The organism is Psychrobacter halodurans (genome assembly GCF_017498075.1).
Lineage (GTDB): Bacteria > Pseudomonadota > Gammaproteobacteria > Pseudomonadales > Moraxellaceae > Psychrobacter > Psychrobacter celer.
In genome coordinates, this window is sequence record NZ_JAGBKN010000004.1 from 77,182 (window position 1) to 92,165 (window position 14,984).

The 14,984-nt window shown below is 48.7% G+C and carries 11 protein-coding genes; 6 read left to right on the top strand and 5 right to left on the bottom strand.

Annotated elements, in window-relative coordinates:
* Positions 1 to 31: 31 nt before the first annotated feature.
* Entirely contained in the window at positions 32 to 1,084 is a 1,053-nt protein-coding gene (locus J3491_RS03055) for a siderophore ABC transporter substrate-binding protein (RefSeq protein WP_207969168.1), read from the bottom strand.
* A gap of 479 nt (positions 1,085 to 1,563) precedes the next feature.
* Between J3491_RS03055 and J3491_RS03060 the strand changes: the two genes are divergently transcribed.
* The 3 genes from J3491_RS03060 to J3491_RS03070 all read left to right on the top strand — a co-directional run bounded on the left by J3491_RS03060 (position 1,564) and on the right by J3491_RS03070 (position 3,798).
* Positions 1,564 to 2,508 (top strand): energy transducer TonB, encoded by a 945-nt coding sequence (locus tag J3491_RS03060; protein ID WP_207969169.1) that lies wholly within the window; start codon positions 1,564 to 1,566, stop codon positions 2,506 to 2,508.
* A 128-nt stretch (positions 2,509 to 2,636) separates the two neighbouring features.
* Positions 2,637 to 3,314 carry a MotA/TolQ/ExbB proton channel family protein gene (locus J3491_RS03065; protein ID WP_207969170.1) on the top strand — a complete coding sequence of 226 codons (678 nt, stop codon included), beginning with the start codon at positions 2,637 to 2,639 and terminating at the stop codon, positions 3,312 to 3,314.
* 82 nt (positions 3,315 to 3,396) lie between these two features.
* Entirely contained in the window at positions 3,397 to 3,798 is a 402-nt protein-coding gene (locus tag J3491_RS03070) for an ExbD/TolR family protein (protein WP_207969171.1), read from the top strand.
* 209 nt (positions 3,799 to 4,007) lie between these two features.
* Here J3491_RS03070 and J3491_RS03075 read toward each other — a convergent pair whose 3' ends face one another.
* The gene (locus tag J3491_RS03075; RefSeq protein ID WP_207969172.1) at positions 4,008 to 4,580 is read right to left on the bottom strand and encodes a DUF2799 domain-containing protein; all 573 of its coding nucleotides are present in this window, start codon (positions 4,578 to 4,580) and stop codon (positions 4,008 to 4,010) included.
* A gap of 297 nt (positions 4,581 to 4,877) precedes the next feature.
* Between J3491_RS03075 and J3491_RS03080 the strand changes: the two genes are divergently transcribed.
* On the top strand, positions 4,878 to 5,468 hold the full coding sequence (locus tag J3491_RS03080) for a hypothetical protein (RefSeq protein WP_075100557.1): 591 nt from the start codon (positions 4,878 to 4,880) through the stop codon (positions 5,466 to 5,468).
* A gap of 274 nt (positions 5,469 to 5,742) precedes the next feature.
* Positions 5,743 to 8,412: a type I DNA topoisomerase gene (gene topA / locus J3491_RS03085; RefSeq protein ID WP_207969173.1), complete on the top strand. Its 2,670-nt coding sequence runs from the start codon at positions 5,743 to 5,745 to the stop codon at positions 8,410 to 8,412.
* Between the two features lie 214 nt (positions 8,413 to 8,626).
* On the opposite strand, the gene J3491_RS03090 is transcribed toward topA, so the two are convergent.
* Both J3491_RS03090 and lon read right to left on the bottom strand, forming a co-directional pair.
* Complete coding sequence (locus tag J3491_RS03090) at positions 8,627 to 9,184, bottom strand: superoxide dismutase family protein (RefSeq protein ID WP_075100559.1); 558 nt, start codon at positions 9,182 to 9,184, stop codon at positions 8,627 to 8,629.
* A 315-nt stretch (positions 9,185 to 9,499) separates the two neighbouring features.
* Complete coding sequence (gene lon, locus J3491_RS03095; protein WP_243456061.1) at positions 9,500 to 12,061, bottom strand: endopeptidase La; 2,562 nt, start codon at positions 12,059 to 12,061, stop codon at positions 9,500 to 9,502.
* Between the two features lie 296 nt (positions 12,062 to 12,357).
* On the opposite strand from lon, the gene J3491_RS03100 reads away from it, so the two are divergent.
* Complete coding sequence (locus J3491_RS03100; RefSeq protein WP_100749818.1) at positions 12,358 to 13,719, top strand: Na+/H+ antiporter family protein; 1,362 nt, start codon at positions 12,358 to 12,360, stop codon at positions 13,717 to 13,719.
* Between the two features lie 180 nt (positions 13,720 to 13,899).
* On the opposite strand, the gene J3491_RS03105 is transcribed toward J3491_RS03100, so the two are convergent.
* Positions 13,900 to 14,778, bottom strand: a complete 879-nt coding sequence (locus J3491_RS03105; protein ID WP_243456063.1) for a 5-formyltetrahydrofolate cyclo-ligase — start codon at positions 14,776 to 14,778, stop codon at positions 13,900 to 13,902.
* Between the last annotated feature and the right edge of the window lie 206 nt (positions 14,779 to 14,984).

Below are 14,984 nucleotides of genomic sequence, written 5' to 3' on the forward strand. Positions count from 1 at the left end.
GGTCAAAAAATAGCTGGTATGGTTGCCGCGTTTATTGTGCGCTTGCAAACGCATTTTTAATAGTGGTCAGATCTTGTATCCATTGATAATAACCACCAAAGGCGAGATAAGAATCTGGACTTAGATAAACCACTTGGTCTTTTTGCCACGCGGTGGTTTGGGCGACCAGCGGATTGTCTAAGACTGCTTTGGCACCCACGCTGTCTTCACCGATAGCGGCGCTACGATCGACGACGAATAGCCAATCAGGGTTGGTCTTTTGTAGATATTCAAAAGAGATCGGCTGACCATGACGACCGTCTTTGATGTGATCGTCAGCGATCGGCACATTGACGACATTATGAATAAAGCCATAGCGTGAGTCAGCGCCATAGACAGACATTTTATTGCCATTGACCATCACCACCAGACCGGTGCCACTGTCTTTGGTGACGGCTTTGGTCTCTGTGATTAGGCTGTCGATATTGTTTTGTAATTTGGCTGCTTGGGCGCTTTTACCAAACAGCGCGCCAAGATCATGCAAACGCTGTTTACTGGACTCATAGATGTTGGCCGTATCGATGGTCATATCTAGGGTTGGCGCGATGCTTGAGAGCGCATCGTATTTTTCGGCCATCCGCGAGCCGACCAAGATAGCTTGGGGCTGCATGGCGTTTAGAGCCTCAAGATCTGGCTCAAATACCGTGCCCACTTCTTTTGGCTCAGGTTGCGTCTCTGAATGCAAGTTGTCCAAATGTAGGCCACTTGGCGCTCCATCGACAGCCACGTCCAGCGCCGCCAAATCCTGTAGCAAGGTCATGTCATAGACGACCAATGGCGATGGATTCATTGCCAGATCGATATCCCCTCTGGCGGTATCGACAGTAATGGTATGTGTCGAGACAGCATCGTTATTGGCGACGTTTTCGGCATGGTCAGCGGTTGGGTTTTCGGTCTGAGCGTCCGCAGGCTCTGAGTCGTTGGACTCAGGAGAGCTGCAGCCTGCCACGCTGATCGTCGCGGCAAGGGCGGTGGCTATCGCCGTCCATAAGGGACGTTTAAAAAAAGTGCTAGAGAAGCGGTTGGATAATACAGTAGTAGACATAAATAACTCGGTAAATCAGCTGGGTGAGGGGTGTAGAGACAACGTAGTCAGCTTGTAAAACGTCAATGACGGTCTGAAAACCATCACAGTCACCACACGGCTCATATAAAAAAAGAGCTGGTCTTGCAGATGTATCACATAGGATGATAGGCAAGACGATGCTCAGCGGTATTATTATCGTTCGTACATTCACTATCCAAGCGCTCGTTGATATTGATATTGTAAGTTAAGTGTACTCAAGCGGTCTTATCGGATAGATAATCGGTCATGATAAATTAATTGAGACTCATTATCAATATAAATGATAATGGTTTTTATTAACGTATTGCCAATTACAAATAAAACAAGCACGTTGTTTTATCGGGTACGACTGATTTAGGCTTTGGCTAATAAAATTAACACAATTTATTATTGATAATAATTATCGTTTGCACTATCATCTACACCATTCTACCTCGGTCACTGAATATTAGAGTGTTATGAGTTCAACGATTTTAGACGCGCCATCTCCCAAACTGACGCTCGCCGCTGTCGTGGTCGTCGTCGGCCTTCATGCCTTGACTGTCGCCGCGCTCGTAGCGATGAAAGCGCCTGAAAAACCAGTAGAAGCAAAAATTCAAACGCCGCCCATTGAGATAGAAATGGTGACTTTGCAAAAAGAGCCTGTCGCCGTGGTAGAGCAAGAGTCGCCAAAAGTGCAGCCAGCGCCGCCAAAACCTAAAGCCGCGCCTACCGTCAAGGCTCAACCAAAACCGATCAAAGAGCCGGTTATCAAAGAAAAACCGCCTAAAGCAACGCCACCGAAGAAAGCAACGCCGCCTAAAAAAGTAATAGAAAAGCAGCCTGACATCATTAAAACAGAAGCGCCAAAAACACCGGCAGCTGAGCCTAAAGTCGATACCCACGCGGCTGATGAACAACGCAGAACTGAGGAGCGTCGCAGAGCTGAGGAGCGTCGTATAAAGGAGCAAGAACAGCAGAAGGCTGAGCAAGAAGCCCGTGATAGAGCAGCAGCGCAAGAGGCTGAGAGGTTGGCGGCAGAGAAAGCGGCTAGAGAAAGAGCAGAAGCACTGGCTGCCCAGCAAGCCGCGCAAAGAGCCGCTCAAGCAAAAGCTGCAGCAAGCAATACGCCAGTGAACTTTACTGCCAGTAATGCTGATTGGGCATCACCGCCGAGATGGAGCTTTCCTAGGCGTGCTGCTCGAAATGCTCAATCAGGCGATACGTTTAATGTGGTGTTGGTGTTGAGGGTCAACAAGCAAGGCGGCATTGATAGTGTGCGAGTGTCGCAGCCGTCAGGCAATCCAAGTGTGGATAATGCAGCGCAGCGTCAAGTTCGCTCTGGCAAGTTTAAACCCTTTACACAAAACGGCGTGCCCGTGGTGGGCAATGTAACACTACCAGTCAGCTACGCTGTACCTTAGCGCGCATTTTATTGAATTTACCTCATTAATTTAAAAGATATTTATAATTTTATGATTCTTTATGATAAGGCTAGCTGTGATATACGCCGCGCTATCATAGGATGATATTAAACATTAAGGAGTCTGGCATGGACTTTATGCACTACTGGCAAATCAGCGACATGGTGACCAAAACCTTGTTCTTTTTGCTACTTATCTTGTCTATCGTCTCTTGGGTGACGGGGATTGTTCGCGTAATACAAAGTCGCAAACTGGCCGCTACTGTCGCAGACGATTTGAGAGAGCAGATTACCGCTAAGCAGCCTGAGCTGGCCGGCTGTGATGCCGCGCAGCGTCGCCTAGTCACCGAGCAGACATTGCTCAAGCATATCGGCCGCTACCGCTTTGCCAGTGAGCGCGGCCTGCCTATCCTTGGCACGACCGCTGCGATTGCGCCCTTTATCGGGCTATTTGGGACGGTATGGGGTATCTTTCATGCGCTGCACAATATCGGCATGACCGGACAAGCAGGACTCGGACAAGTGGCAGGGCCTGTCGGTGAGGCGCTGATTATGACAGGCCTTGGCATCGCGGTTGCCATCCCAGCGGTGGTGTTTTATAACCTCTCGGTGCGTATCAATCGCCGAGTGATGTACCATGCCAATGACCGAGCCCATGATTTGTTGGCGACATCTGCTAAGCAGGTAGCGACCAATAGCCGTCCTAGTACTGTCACTGCGACTCAGGTCACAAAAGATCAGCAGATCGCCCAAAGAGACGCGCCACACGCCACGCACTATCGTAGCTCAGCGCCATCGCAGGGCTAGTCGCTGCTGGGGCATAAATGGGCAGCAGTGCGCCAAACGAGTACAAACGGTGCATCAATAACCAAACGTATTGAGGATAATTATGGCATTTCAACTGGGTGATGATGATAGTCAGAGTATGAATGAGATGAACCTCATTCCGCTGATTGATATCATGCTGGTCTTGATGATTATATTTTTATTGACGGCGACGGTGCTCAATCCAGCAGTGCCATTGGACTTGCCAAAAACCAGCGCAGCAGTCACTGAGCCGCCACCAAAAGCCATTCAAATCAGTATTGATAAAGACGCGGGCATATTTTGGGACAGCGATCCAATTAGTATGGACACGCTAGAGGCGAGGCTACAAGAGCAAAGTGCAACAGGCGAGGATCCTTCGGTGCAGCTACGCGCTGACAAAGACAGCAAGTACGATACCGTGGCACAAGTACTGGCCGCCGCTAGCCAAGCAGGACTGACCAAGATAGCCTTTGTCAATGAGTAGCCTATATAAGGTAGGTCATATAAAGTAGGCGGTATAAAGTGCGAGTAAACGGGCAGTTATAGCAGCAGAGTGGCAAAAAGTAGCAGCGCGCCGATCAACAGAAAAACCACCAAAACAACAATAAGAAAAATCAAAATAATAAATGCTTTCTCCAGCCTCGCTCGGGTAACCTTGCGAGGTTTCCTTTATTTTGGGTTTGGTAGACCCTATTACCAAGCGTAACCAAAAGGACGATAACCATAGCCCAAGCGTCCAGACCCATAGCCGAATGGATAAGGCGTGCGCAGATAGTCGAGGTCGCGCTGACGAATATAATAGTAGCGCCCTTGCGAGTAGGCCTCTTCTAGCTTTTCAATGCCCTCCAACGGACAAACAGGCTGCCAGTCGTAGCCTTCGCGGCCCAGCTTATAGGCGTTGAGCTCGGTGCAGTAGGTTTTTAGGCCTTGCTGGCGTCCTTGCTCCCATTGGATGCGATTGGGCATCGCACCGCCGATGCTTGCGCATTGATTGGTATAGTGTCCAAAGTACGCCCCTGAGCGACCACGGATACCATCTGCGTAGCCGACCTCCTGCCAATTGCTGGCTTGGCACTGCTGCGGCGTTAGACTCTGAGTCGTGGCGCAGCCTGATAGTAGTAGCACGGCCGTACCTATCGTCGCCAAGCTCAGGCTTGCTCGGCTTTTTTGTATACCGTGTCGGCTGGTTTGTATATCGCTTGCTAGCGTGGCGACTTTGCGGCGTGACGCGGTGCTCGATGAGTTTTGCTGAAGAAGATAATTCATAATAAACCTGCGCGCGTTTAAAATTATGGTTTATCATAGCACCTTTTAGCGCTACCAGCTTTTTGTATCTTGTGAGTATTGGTGTTTTTGTATATCGATAAGTAATTGATATACCAGTGAATCCATAAGAATGATAGCACGGAGGCGCGCTACAAGCATTTGCGGCTATTGTGTATGGCTTGCTTGATTTTTAGGCGTTGATACGCATTATAAGTGTCTATCCGCGCGCTTTTTAGCCGCCAGTGGTGAGCGTTATATTTTTCATATCATTGTTTTTAGTCAAAAGGCCAGACCATCATGGGAATATTGATCGGCGTTATCATTGTACTATTTGTGTTAGGGAGTATGATGGCGCTCAAACCGAACGGTATTGATCAGCGCTTGGATAAGCTGCGCATGACAGCACGCCGCTTGCAGCTCAACCCAAAGCTGGTCAGTTGCCCTGATTGGATCAAAGGCCGTGACAACGAGTATGGCCGCGGCATGCTTGGGCAGTACTGCCTCATACTGGACGATATCCAGCTGCCCCATGCGCGCTATCAGGTGATTGATGGACAGTGGCGACCAGATAGTAGCTTTGTCGATACGAGTGCAGATGACAGCAAGCTTGTGGTGCCAAGTGCGATTCGCGCGACTCATAGCAAGCCTGTCATCAAACCGGCCAACTTTGCTTTGGATAAAGCGCCGCTGGACTTGCCTGCGAGTATCGAGCCTTTTGTCAAAGGGCTGTTGACCAAAGCCAATAGCATCGTGATTTACTGGGAAGATATCGCCTATGTGCGTCCAGCAACCAACCCCGCCTATCAACAAAAAATGATTGAGACTGATCTATTGGCCCTAAAGGCAAACTTAGACAAATGGGCGCGACAAATGCAAAAAAAACCCTAAAGCTGGTAAAGCAATTTTTCGTCTCCATTTAATAGCAATATGCAAGCACTTTTGGCAAACTCTCAGTCATTTGCAGTTGACAGCTTAATACTTAGCAGTGTAACGTCTTTATAACGTGCGCTTTGTATTATGGTTAGTGTTTGTTTCATAACCGTTTTTATTGGCAGCCATTACTACAATAAATCGCTGAGCGAATATACTTAGCTACCATAAATTGCCATGCTGCTGAATTTAAACCTACTTTTCATCTACTTATATTATGGTGTCGTCACATATGGCAAAAACCACAACCAAAAAAACTCCAGCATCCGCGACCGATAGCCCAAAAAAAGGCAAGTCGTTGGTGATTGTCGAGTCACCCGCCAAAGCAAAAACCATTAATAAATACCTTGGTGATGACTTTATCGTACGCTCAAGTATCGGTCATGTTCGTGATTTGCCCGTTAGTGCCAGTAAAAGTGCAAAAAAGACAACCGCTGCCAAAAAAGATGAGACGCTGAGCAAAGAAGAAAAAGCGCAGCAAGCACTGGTGCGCCGTATGGGTGTCGATCCAGAGCATGACTGGGCGGCCGTCTATGAAGTGCTGCCGAACAAAACCAAAGTCATCAAAGAGCTAAAGGCACTGGCCAAAGACGCTGACAAAATTTATCTGGCCACGGATATGGATAGAGAAGGGGAAGCCATCGCTTGGCATCTAAAAGAAGTCATCGGCGGCCCTGATAGCAAATACCAGCGTGTGGTTTTTAATGAGATTACCAAATCCGCCATTCAAAATGCGTTTAAAGAACCATCAAAGCTCGATATCGATCGTGTCAACGCCCAGCAAGCGCGGCGCTTTTTAGACCGTGTCGTCGGCTTTATGGTATCGCCGCTGCTATGGCAAAAAATCGCGCGTGGTCTGTCGGCGGGCCGTGTGCAGTCGGTTGCGATGCGTCTGGTGGTCGAGCGTGAGCATGAGATTCGCGCTTTTATTCCAGAGGAATACTGGCAAATCCATGCCGATACCCACGTTACTGCTAATAATGCCAAAGCACCGACAGACGCAGAGCAAAGCTCGATTCGCCTAGAGGCGACCAAACAAGGCGGCAAAACGCTTAAGCTGGTCAATAAAGAGCAGACCGATAAAGTCTTAGCAGTACTCAAAACCAGCGATTTTATCGTCAAAGAGCGTGAGGAAAAACCCACGCAGTCGCGTCCGAGTGCGCCGTTTATCACCTCGACCTTGCAGCAAGCGGCCAGCACACGCTTAGGGTTTTCAGTGAAGAAGACCATGATTTTGGCGCAGCGCCTGTATGAGGCGGGGCACATTACCTATATGCGTACCGACTCGACTTTTTTGTCTGGTGATGCCTTAGCGGCTGTGCGTGGCTATATCGAAGACAGCTATGGCGATAAATATGTGCCAGAAAAACCAAATTTTTATGGCAACAAACAAGGCGCACAAGAGGCGCATGAGGCGATTCGCCCATCTAATGTCCATATGAAATCCACCCAGCTCAAAGGCGTTGAGCGCGATGCCATACGTCTGTACGAGCTGATTTGGCGTCAGTTCGTCGCCTGTCAGATGCTGCCAGCAAAGTATCTATCGGTGAATTTATTTGTGGCGGCAAGCGATATCGAGCTAAAAGCCCGCGGCCGTACCATGGTGTTTGATGGCTATACCAAAGTCATGCCGCCTGCCAAGACGGACGATACGCTACTGCCTGATGTCAAAAAAGGCGATCAGTTGACCCTAGATAAGCTCGACCCAAGCCAGCACTTTACCAAGCCACCACCGCGCTATACAGAGGCCAGCCTTGTCAAAGAGCTGGAGAAAAAAGGCATCGGCCGTCCATCGACATATGCCTCTATCATCTCCACCATTCAAGACCGCGGCTATGTCAAGCTCGAAAACAAGCGCTTGTTTGCCGAAAAAATGGGCGATATCGTCACCGATAGATTGACCGCAAGCTTCCCAGACTTAATGGACTATACCTTTACTGCCGCGTTAGAGGACAAGCTAGATCACGTCGCAGAAGGCGATCAAGACTGGAAAGATGTGCTGGATAACTTTTATGGCGACTTTAAAAAGACGCTCGAGCGCGCCAAAGAAAAAGACGGCATGCGCCCCAATGATCCGACCGATGTACCCGATGTGCACTGCGATATATGCTCGCGTCCAATGCAGCTGCGTACCGGCTCGACGGGGGTGTTCTTAGGCTGCACCGGTTATAACTTACCGCCAAAAGAGCGCTGCAAAGGCACCAAAAACTTGATGCCAGTCGAAGCTTTTGCCAATCTTGATGAAAGCGACGCGGCCGATGAAGTGGCGGAAGTCAAAGACCTGATGGAGAAAAAACGCTGCCCCAAATGTGGTACAGCGATGAACGGCTATATCGTCGATGGCGGCCTGAAACTGCATATCTGCGGTAACAATCCTGACTGCGACGGTTATATCTTAGAAGAAGGTAAGTTTGAAGTCCCAGGCTCAGATGCGCCAACCATTGATTGTGATAAGTGCGATGGACAAATGGAGCTAAAGACCGGACGCTTTGGCCCTTATTTTGCCTGTCAGCAGTGCGACAACACCCGCAAAGTGCTAAAAACCGGTGAAGCTGCACCGCCGCGTATGGATCCGATTCATCTGCCAGAGCTTAAATCAACCAAGCATGATGACTATTTTATCTTGCGTGAAGGCGCTGCAGGCATGTTCCTCGCCGCCTCAAAGTTCCCAAAAGTGCGCGAAACCCGTGCGCCCAAGCTGACTGAACTGCGACCTATCAAGGATAAGATGGAAGATAAATTCCAGTATCTGTTTGACGGGCCAGATGAAGATCCAGATGGCAATCCAACGATACTGCGCTGGTCACGTAAGAAAAAAGAGCAGTACATCGGCTCTGAAAAAAACGGCAAAGCCACGCGTTGGGGTGTGTACTGGCGTAATGGCGAGTGGGTTGAGGAGTAATCAATATCAGTCCAAACGATAGCCAATCTTCGATACCGATACAGTGAGCGACCTGATAGCCGCGTATCTGATTTATTTGGATTCGATCATACCTTGCGATGTTAATGTCCATAAAAATACCCCATAAGTTGTGTCCAACTTATGGGGGTCAGTTCAATGATCTAAGAGGTTTTTTATTAGCGAACGGCTATGTTTTACGACCGAACTACTGCGATTAGGTCTTTTCGATGATACCACATGCCACACGGTCACCTGCATTACCCGCAGGCTGACTGGTATAATCATCAACCCCACTATGCACGATAAAGGCTAAGCGGTTGACACTGTATTTGCCAGCTTCTGCCGCAGAGATTTTTTTGTTGACGTAGTTGATGGTAGCAACGCCATCTTCGTTTGCTGTCAAGTTAGGCAGGTCGCCTGCATGGCCATTCATGTCATCGGGGTTAGAGTGCGGTTTGTTGTCTGGATTGAAGTGGCCGCCTGCTGCTTTACCCATATTGGCACAGCTGCCTGTCTCGTGAATATGAAGCGATACGGTCTTACCAGGCTGTAAGTTCATCAGCTTACCATACACCTGTACGCCGCCATCTACTGGACGTAAGAATACTTGTCCGACTTCATTTTGGTTACCAGCGACGGCTTTGATGGTAGATTTTAGTGCTGGCTGATTGACAGGATTGCCTGTTTGCATTTGACCTTCGACCGTTTGACAGCCAGTCATGGCAAGAGCCGAACCACATAGTAGTGCACTTGCAAGCATTGTCTTATTCATTATTCTCTCCATTTATATTTATTCGTTGTGATGAATGTCTACTGTTTTCTCAAAGTACTCATGTTTTCTAAGTACTCAAACACTGTATTCAAATACTGTACTCAAAAACTGTCCTCAAACACTGCTTAATTACTCAAGCATTGCTTAATGTCGCAATCAGTATAGCCAAGCATTAAATATAGTTATTCATCAAATGCGCAACAATCGGTTAATAAATGTAAGTATCGTATGGGTTTAAAAAGCATGAGGCAAAAAAACCGCCCATCATGATGATGAGCGGCTTTTTTTATCAGGCTGGATTCATAACCAATCAAATCAGTTATGTAGCGCTTTGCCAGAAGTTTTATCGACCGTTACTTTGGCAGGCTTAAGTGGCACTGGCATACTGACCAGCGCTACTTTTAATATCTCATCAATTGTCGCCACTGGCTGAATGGTCAAGCCTTCTTTGACGTTGTCGGGGATATCAGCTAGGTCGCGCTCATTACTCTCTGGAATCAACACATGCTTGATGCCACCGCGATGCGCGGCCAGTAGCTTTTCTTTTAGACCGCCGATGCGTAAGATTTTACCGCGCAGGGTAATCTCGCCTGTCATGGCAATATCCGGGCGAATGGCAATACCAGTTAAGGCAGAGACCAGCGCTGTGGTCAGCGCACCACCAGCCGATGGGCCGTCTTTCGGCGTGGCGCCTTCTGGCATATGCACGTGGATATCAGTGGTTTTGACGGTTTCGTAGTCGATACCTAGGCTGTCGCCACGCGCCCGTACCACACTCATGGCCGCACGGATCGATTCTTTCATCACGTCACCAAGCGATCCGGTAAAGCTCAGCTCACCTTTGCCTTTCATGGCCACCGCTTCGATAGTCAGTAGCTCACCGCCAACTTGTGTCCAAGCAAGTCCCGTCACGCGGCCGATCTCAGGCTCTTCTTCTGCCAGACCATAGTCGTACTGATGGACGCCTAGATAGTCATCGATGTTTTTGTCATCGACCACCACCAGCTGACGCTCTGCTTTTTTCGGAGCGCGGGCGCCATGGGTTTCGACCGAGCCGCGTACCACTTTGCGGCAGATTTTATTGACTTCACGCTCAAGGTTACGCACACCAGCTTCACGCGTATAGCTACGCACGATGCTATGCAATGCCGCTTCGACAATCTCAATCTCGCCTTCTTTGAGGCCATTTTGCTTGATGGCTTTTGGTACAAGGTATTTCTGCGCGATGTTGACCTTTTCTTCTTCGGTATAACCCGGCAGGCGAATGACTTCCATACGGTCCAGCAGGGCAGGCGGGATATCCATGCTGTTTGCAGTACAGATAAACATCACTTGCGATAGGTCTAAGTCCATATCGAGATAATGGTCGTTAAAGGTATCGTTTTGTGAAGGATCTAGTACCTCTAACAACGCTGACGCTGGATCGCCGCGGAAGTCTTGCGCCATTTTATCGATTTCATCGAGTAAAAATAGCGGGTTTTTGACTTCGACTTTGGCCAATGACTGGACGATTTTACCCGGCATCGCACCGATATAAGTACGGCGATGACCACGGATTTCTGCTTCATCACGCACGCCGCCAAGCGCCATACGCACGAACTTACGGCCAGTAGCACGGGCAATCGATTCACCTAGTGACGTTTTACCAACACCGGGAGGGCCGACTAAGCACAGAATCGGGCCGCGAAGTTTTTTCACTCGTGATTGGACAGCGAGGTACTCTAAGATGCGATCTTTGACATCTTGCAAGCCGTAATGATCTTCGTCCAGCACCGTTTTGGCTTTATCAAGATTGATAGAAACCTTGGTCGTGGCGTTCCACGGCGTGTCCAAAATCCACTCGATATAGTTGCGCACCACTGACGATTCACTCGATGCAGGCGGCATCATTTTGAGTTTTTTTAGCTCTTGCTCGGCTTTTTTGCGCACATCTTCTGGCAAGTCAGCATCTTCTAGACGCTGCTCTAGCTCAGCCACATCATCTTCACCATCAAACGCGCCATCATTGAGATCTGATAGCTCGTTTTTGATCGCTTTCATCTTCTCGTTTAAGAAGTACTCGCGCTGGTTGTCTTCCATCTGCTGACGCACGGCTTCTTGGATATCTTGCTCGATGTTTTGTTCCGCGCTTTGCTTGACGAGATATTCGGTCAAGGTATTGATATGGGTTTTGATATCGTCTTTTTCTAAAAACGATTGCTTGATCTCTAAATCCATCGATACGCGGGTCGAGATAAAATAGACCAACTCCAATAGGTCGTCGATACGCCCCGCCACGCGCGTCAGCTCACGCGCATTACGTAAGCGCGCATCTGCATAGCTTTCAAACAGGGTGGTCAGCGCTTGAATGGTGTTTTTTTGCTGGCTCTCATCCATCGCTACATCAAGGTCAGCACGTTCAAACCGTGCCATCATTAGCGCATCATGGTTTTCGATCGTATCGACACGCGCACGGTACTGACCTTCGATCAGCACTTTAATGCAGCTCTCGTCGCTGTCATGCGGCATGGTGCTGACGATGCGGCACACGGTACCGTATTGATACAAGTTGTCTTGATCAATGTCTTCGGTGAGTGAGTCTTTTTGTGCCACGACCAGTACTTTGTTGCCATACTCCGCCTGCGCCAATTCGACGGCTTTAACGGAGGGTGCGCGGCCGACAAATAGGGCGATTTGCATGTGCGGATAGACCACCACATCACGCAGCGCCAATAGCGGCAAATATGCTTCTGCCGGTTTATCGTGATGCTTTTTTGCTTGATCTGCGGTCGCCGCGATACTCTCTTGGGTATCGTTTGGCGTATCGCCGTCAGTGGCTGCGGTCGAAACGTCGACATCGATGTCGATATTGTCTTGATCAATATTGTGTTCGCTCATATATTCCTTCCTCGTTCACCAGACTTGTAAAGTCAAGTTCGTGGTTCATGTTTAGATAAATGGTGCTGCTATACAAAATTGCAAGGCTCTATTGCCAACAGAAACGAGGATATTGTCTCTTTATTTGCTTGGTTTTATTTGTCTGCGGGGTTCTGCGCGTGGGTTTTGTGAGTAAAATCAGGTAAAATAGCGCGCGTCTTAGCCGCAATCGGCAGTCGAAGCTATCTATAAGGCAGAGCGGGTAAAACGCAAAAGCGCCATCATAAGGCTAAAAACATAGGGTAAGGGGCGAGAATATGACCATCAATGCAGTGCTGTTGGCGGTAGTCATCATGCTAGGGCTATCTTTGGCGCGGGTACACGTGGTACTGAGTTTGTTAATCGGCGCGCTGGCAGGTGGGCTCATCGCAGGTCTGGGTATGACCGATACCCTCAATGCCTTTCAAGAAGGTATCCGCAATGGCGCGCAAATCGCGCTGTCCTATGCACTGCTTGGGGCTTTTGCAGTGGCGATTGCTCACTCTGGATTGCCGCAATCACTCGCAGGAGCGGTCATTAAGCGTATCGATGCTGGTGGCACCAGCGCGATGATTAAGTATCTGCTGTTTGCCGGCTTGGTAATGATGAGCTGCTTTAGCCAAAACCTAATCCCCATTCATATCGCTTTTATCCCGCTGCTGGTGCCGCCATTGCTGCTGGCGTTCAACCGTATGCAGATAGATCGTCGTCTGATCGCGTGCCTGTTGACCTTTGGTCTGGTCACCACTTATATGTTTATCCCTTATGGTTTTGGTGATATTTATCTCAATCAAATCATGCTAAAAAACGTTGGAGAAGCAGGCATCGATGTCGCCGATATTTCAGTTGTACAAGCGATGGCGATTCCGGCGACAGGGATGCTGGTCGGCTTATTAACAGCGATATTTATCAGTTATCGTAAGCCGCGTGACTATCAGCAAGTCGCAGTAGATAAAGAAGCACACGATGCCGTGGTGGCCAATGATGCCTTGAGCAAAACCGCTGCTGGCGCTAAGACACAAAGTAAGCTCAAAACCCTAGTGGCGCTAGCGGCTATTGTCACCGCCTTTGTGGTGCAGCTTTATACCGACTCGTTGCTGCTCGGCTCGATGTTTGGCTTTGGAGTCTTTATGGCGACCGGTGTGGTCAAATGGCGTGATGCCGATACGGTGTTTAATGATGGTATCAAGCTGATGGCGATGATTGGCTTTATCATGATTACCGCGCAAGGCTTTGCTGAGGTTATGAAAGCGACGGAGCAGATTCAGCCGTTGGTCGATGGCGCGGCGTCGTTGTTCGCAGGTAACAAGGCCATTGCCGCCTTTATTATGCTGCTCATTGGGCTAGTGGTGACCATGGGGATTGGCTCATCGTTTTCGACCATCCCTATTTTGGCCGCGATCTATGTGCCGCTCTGTATCTCTCTAGGGTTTTCACCGCTCGCCACCGTGGCGATTATCGGTACGGCTGGCGCGCTTGGTGATGCAGGCTCGCCTGCCTCAGATTCGACACTCGGGCCGACCTCTGGCCTGAATATCGATGGCCAACACGACCATATCAAAGACAGCGTGGTGCCGACCTTTTTGCATTACAATATCCCATTATTGGCCTTTGGTTGGATTGCAGCGATGGTGCTTTAGACAATACTCTAAACGGCTATTACCAAATCAAAAAAGGCGAGTGATTTGATAATCATCCGCCTTTTTGGCTTTTTATAAGGGTTTGGTTCACATTTTTCTCAGTTGCTTAGCGCACTAAGAATAGCGCTATAATTATCAGCAATGTGCTAAGCATACCTGTAGTTTGTTGTTCGATATAAATCATTTTTCACTGGTATTACCACCCTCATCAAAATCCCCAATTTCACCATTTACATTACTCAAAAACGCATCACTTTGTGCCAGCAACTCATTCAAACGCGCCTCATTAATGACACTAGCCAATTCATCAGAGCCAAAGGATTGTTCTTGACTGTAGTAAAGCATTTCTCTTTTGTCATCACTTCCTAACGCTTTTAGATACGTATCAACGGTATCAGCGCTAGAGGCTTCTTGCTCAGCCTTATTAATAAGATTGGGTTGAAACCACCTTATACCACTTGGCGTTATCAGGCCATCTAACGGCACATCCCAAGGCTGACGCGCTAGCTGCTCGACCACTTGAAAATCGTAACACCAGCCAATTTTTAACGGCTTTTTCAACCCTGCCTGATGGCTTTTACCAAGCGTTGTATCATAAAAGCCGCCGCCCATACCCATACGATTGCCACGTTTATCCACTGCCACCAGTGGACAGATAATGACGTCTAACTCTCGTGCCCAGCGTAACCTGCGATGATGATTTTGCTTCATACCCAGACTATGAATCCGTGTCGGTACGTTTACCCATTTAGAATGATAAATCGGCACAAAACGCAGGTGTTTATCAATATTACCCGTAGCATCACGACCGAGCGAGCCGACCACTGGCAAATACGGCAAATAACCTAGGCGCTTACACCAGTTAAGCAGTGGCTGAGTGGGCAGCTCACCAAAGCCATCGTAATACAAGCCAACACGTGCACGCGGTGGTAGGCGCTGCTGAAGTTTGGGTAAATGTAAGCTCGCCATGCGCGCGTATTGTCTGCGCTCGCCTGCACTTAACTGGCGACGCTGGCGGGTAAATTGTCGTCTGGATGGATTGACAATAGTAGCTGTCATTTTATCCTTTATTTTTACGTCAGCGCCCTTAGATGATGACTGAAGTAATGCTTTAGGTGCTGTCGTGGCAGATGGGTGTTGGCTGGTGCTTTTGGACATCAGTTAGCCTCACGGACGTGGAGAAATTTGTGATAAGTCATGCTATCATAACGCCACTTTACATCGTATTTTCCTTTATGTGCAGCGTGCGTTGCACTTTTTATGGC

Excerpts from the sequence above, each read along its gene's own strand:
- J3491_RS03055 (WP_207969168.1), bottom strand. The coding sequence starts at position 1,084 with ATGTCTACTACTGTATTATCCAACCGCTTCTCTAGCACTTTTTTTAAA.
- J3491_RS03060 (WP_207969169.1), top strand. The coding sequence starts at position 1,564 with ATGAGTTCAACGATTTTAGACGCGCCATCTCCCAAACTGACGCTCGCC.
- J3491_RS03065 (WP_207969170.1), top strand. The coding sequence starts at position 2,637 with ATGGACTTTATGCACTACTGGCAAATCAGCGACATGGTGACCAAAACC.
- J3491_RS03070 (WP_207969171.1), top strand. The coding sequence starts at position 3,397 with ATGGCATTTCAACTGGGTGATGATGATAGTCAGAGTATGAATGAGATG.
- J3491_RS03075 (WP_207969172.1), bottom strand. The coding sequence starts at position 4,580 with ATGAATTATCTTCTTCAGCAAAACTCATCGAGCACCGCGTCACGCCGC.
- J3491_RS03080 (WP_075100557.1), top strand. The coding sequence starts at position 4,878 with ATGGGAATATTGATCGGCGTTATCATTGTACTATTTGTGTTAGGGAGT.
- topA (WP_207969173.1), top strand. The coding sequence starts at position 5,743 with ATGGCAAAAACCACAACCAAAAAAACTCCAGCATCCGCGACCGATAGC.
- J3491_RS03090 (WP_075100559.1), bottom strand. The coding sequence starts at position 9,184 with ATGAATAAGACAATGCTTGCAAGTGCACTACTATGTGGTTCGGCTCTT.
- lon (WP_243456061.1), bottom strand. The coding sequence starts at position 12,061 with ATGAGCGAACACAATATTGATCAAGACAATATCGACATCGATGTCGAC.
- J3491_RS03100 (WP_100749818.1), top strand. The coding sequence starts at position 12,358 with ATGACCATCAATGCAGTGCTGTTGGCGGTAGTCATCATGCTAGGGCTA.
- J3491_RS03105 (WP_243456063.1), bottom strand. The coding sequence starts at position 14,778 with ATGACAGCTACTATTGTCAATCCATCCAGACGACAATTTACCCGCCAG.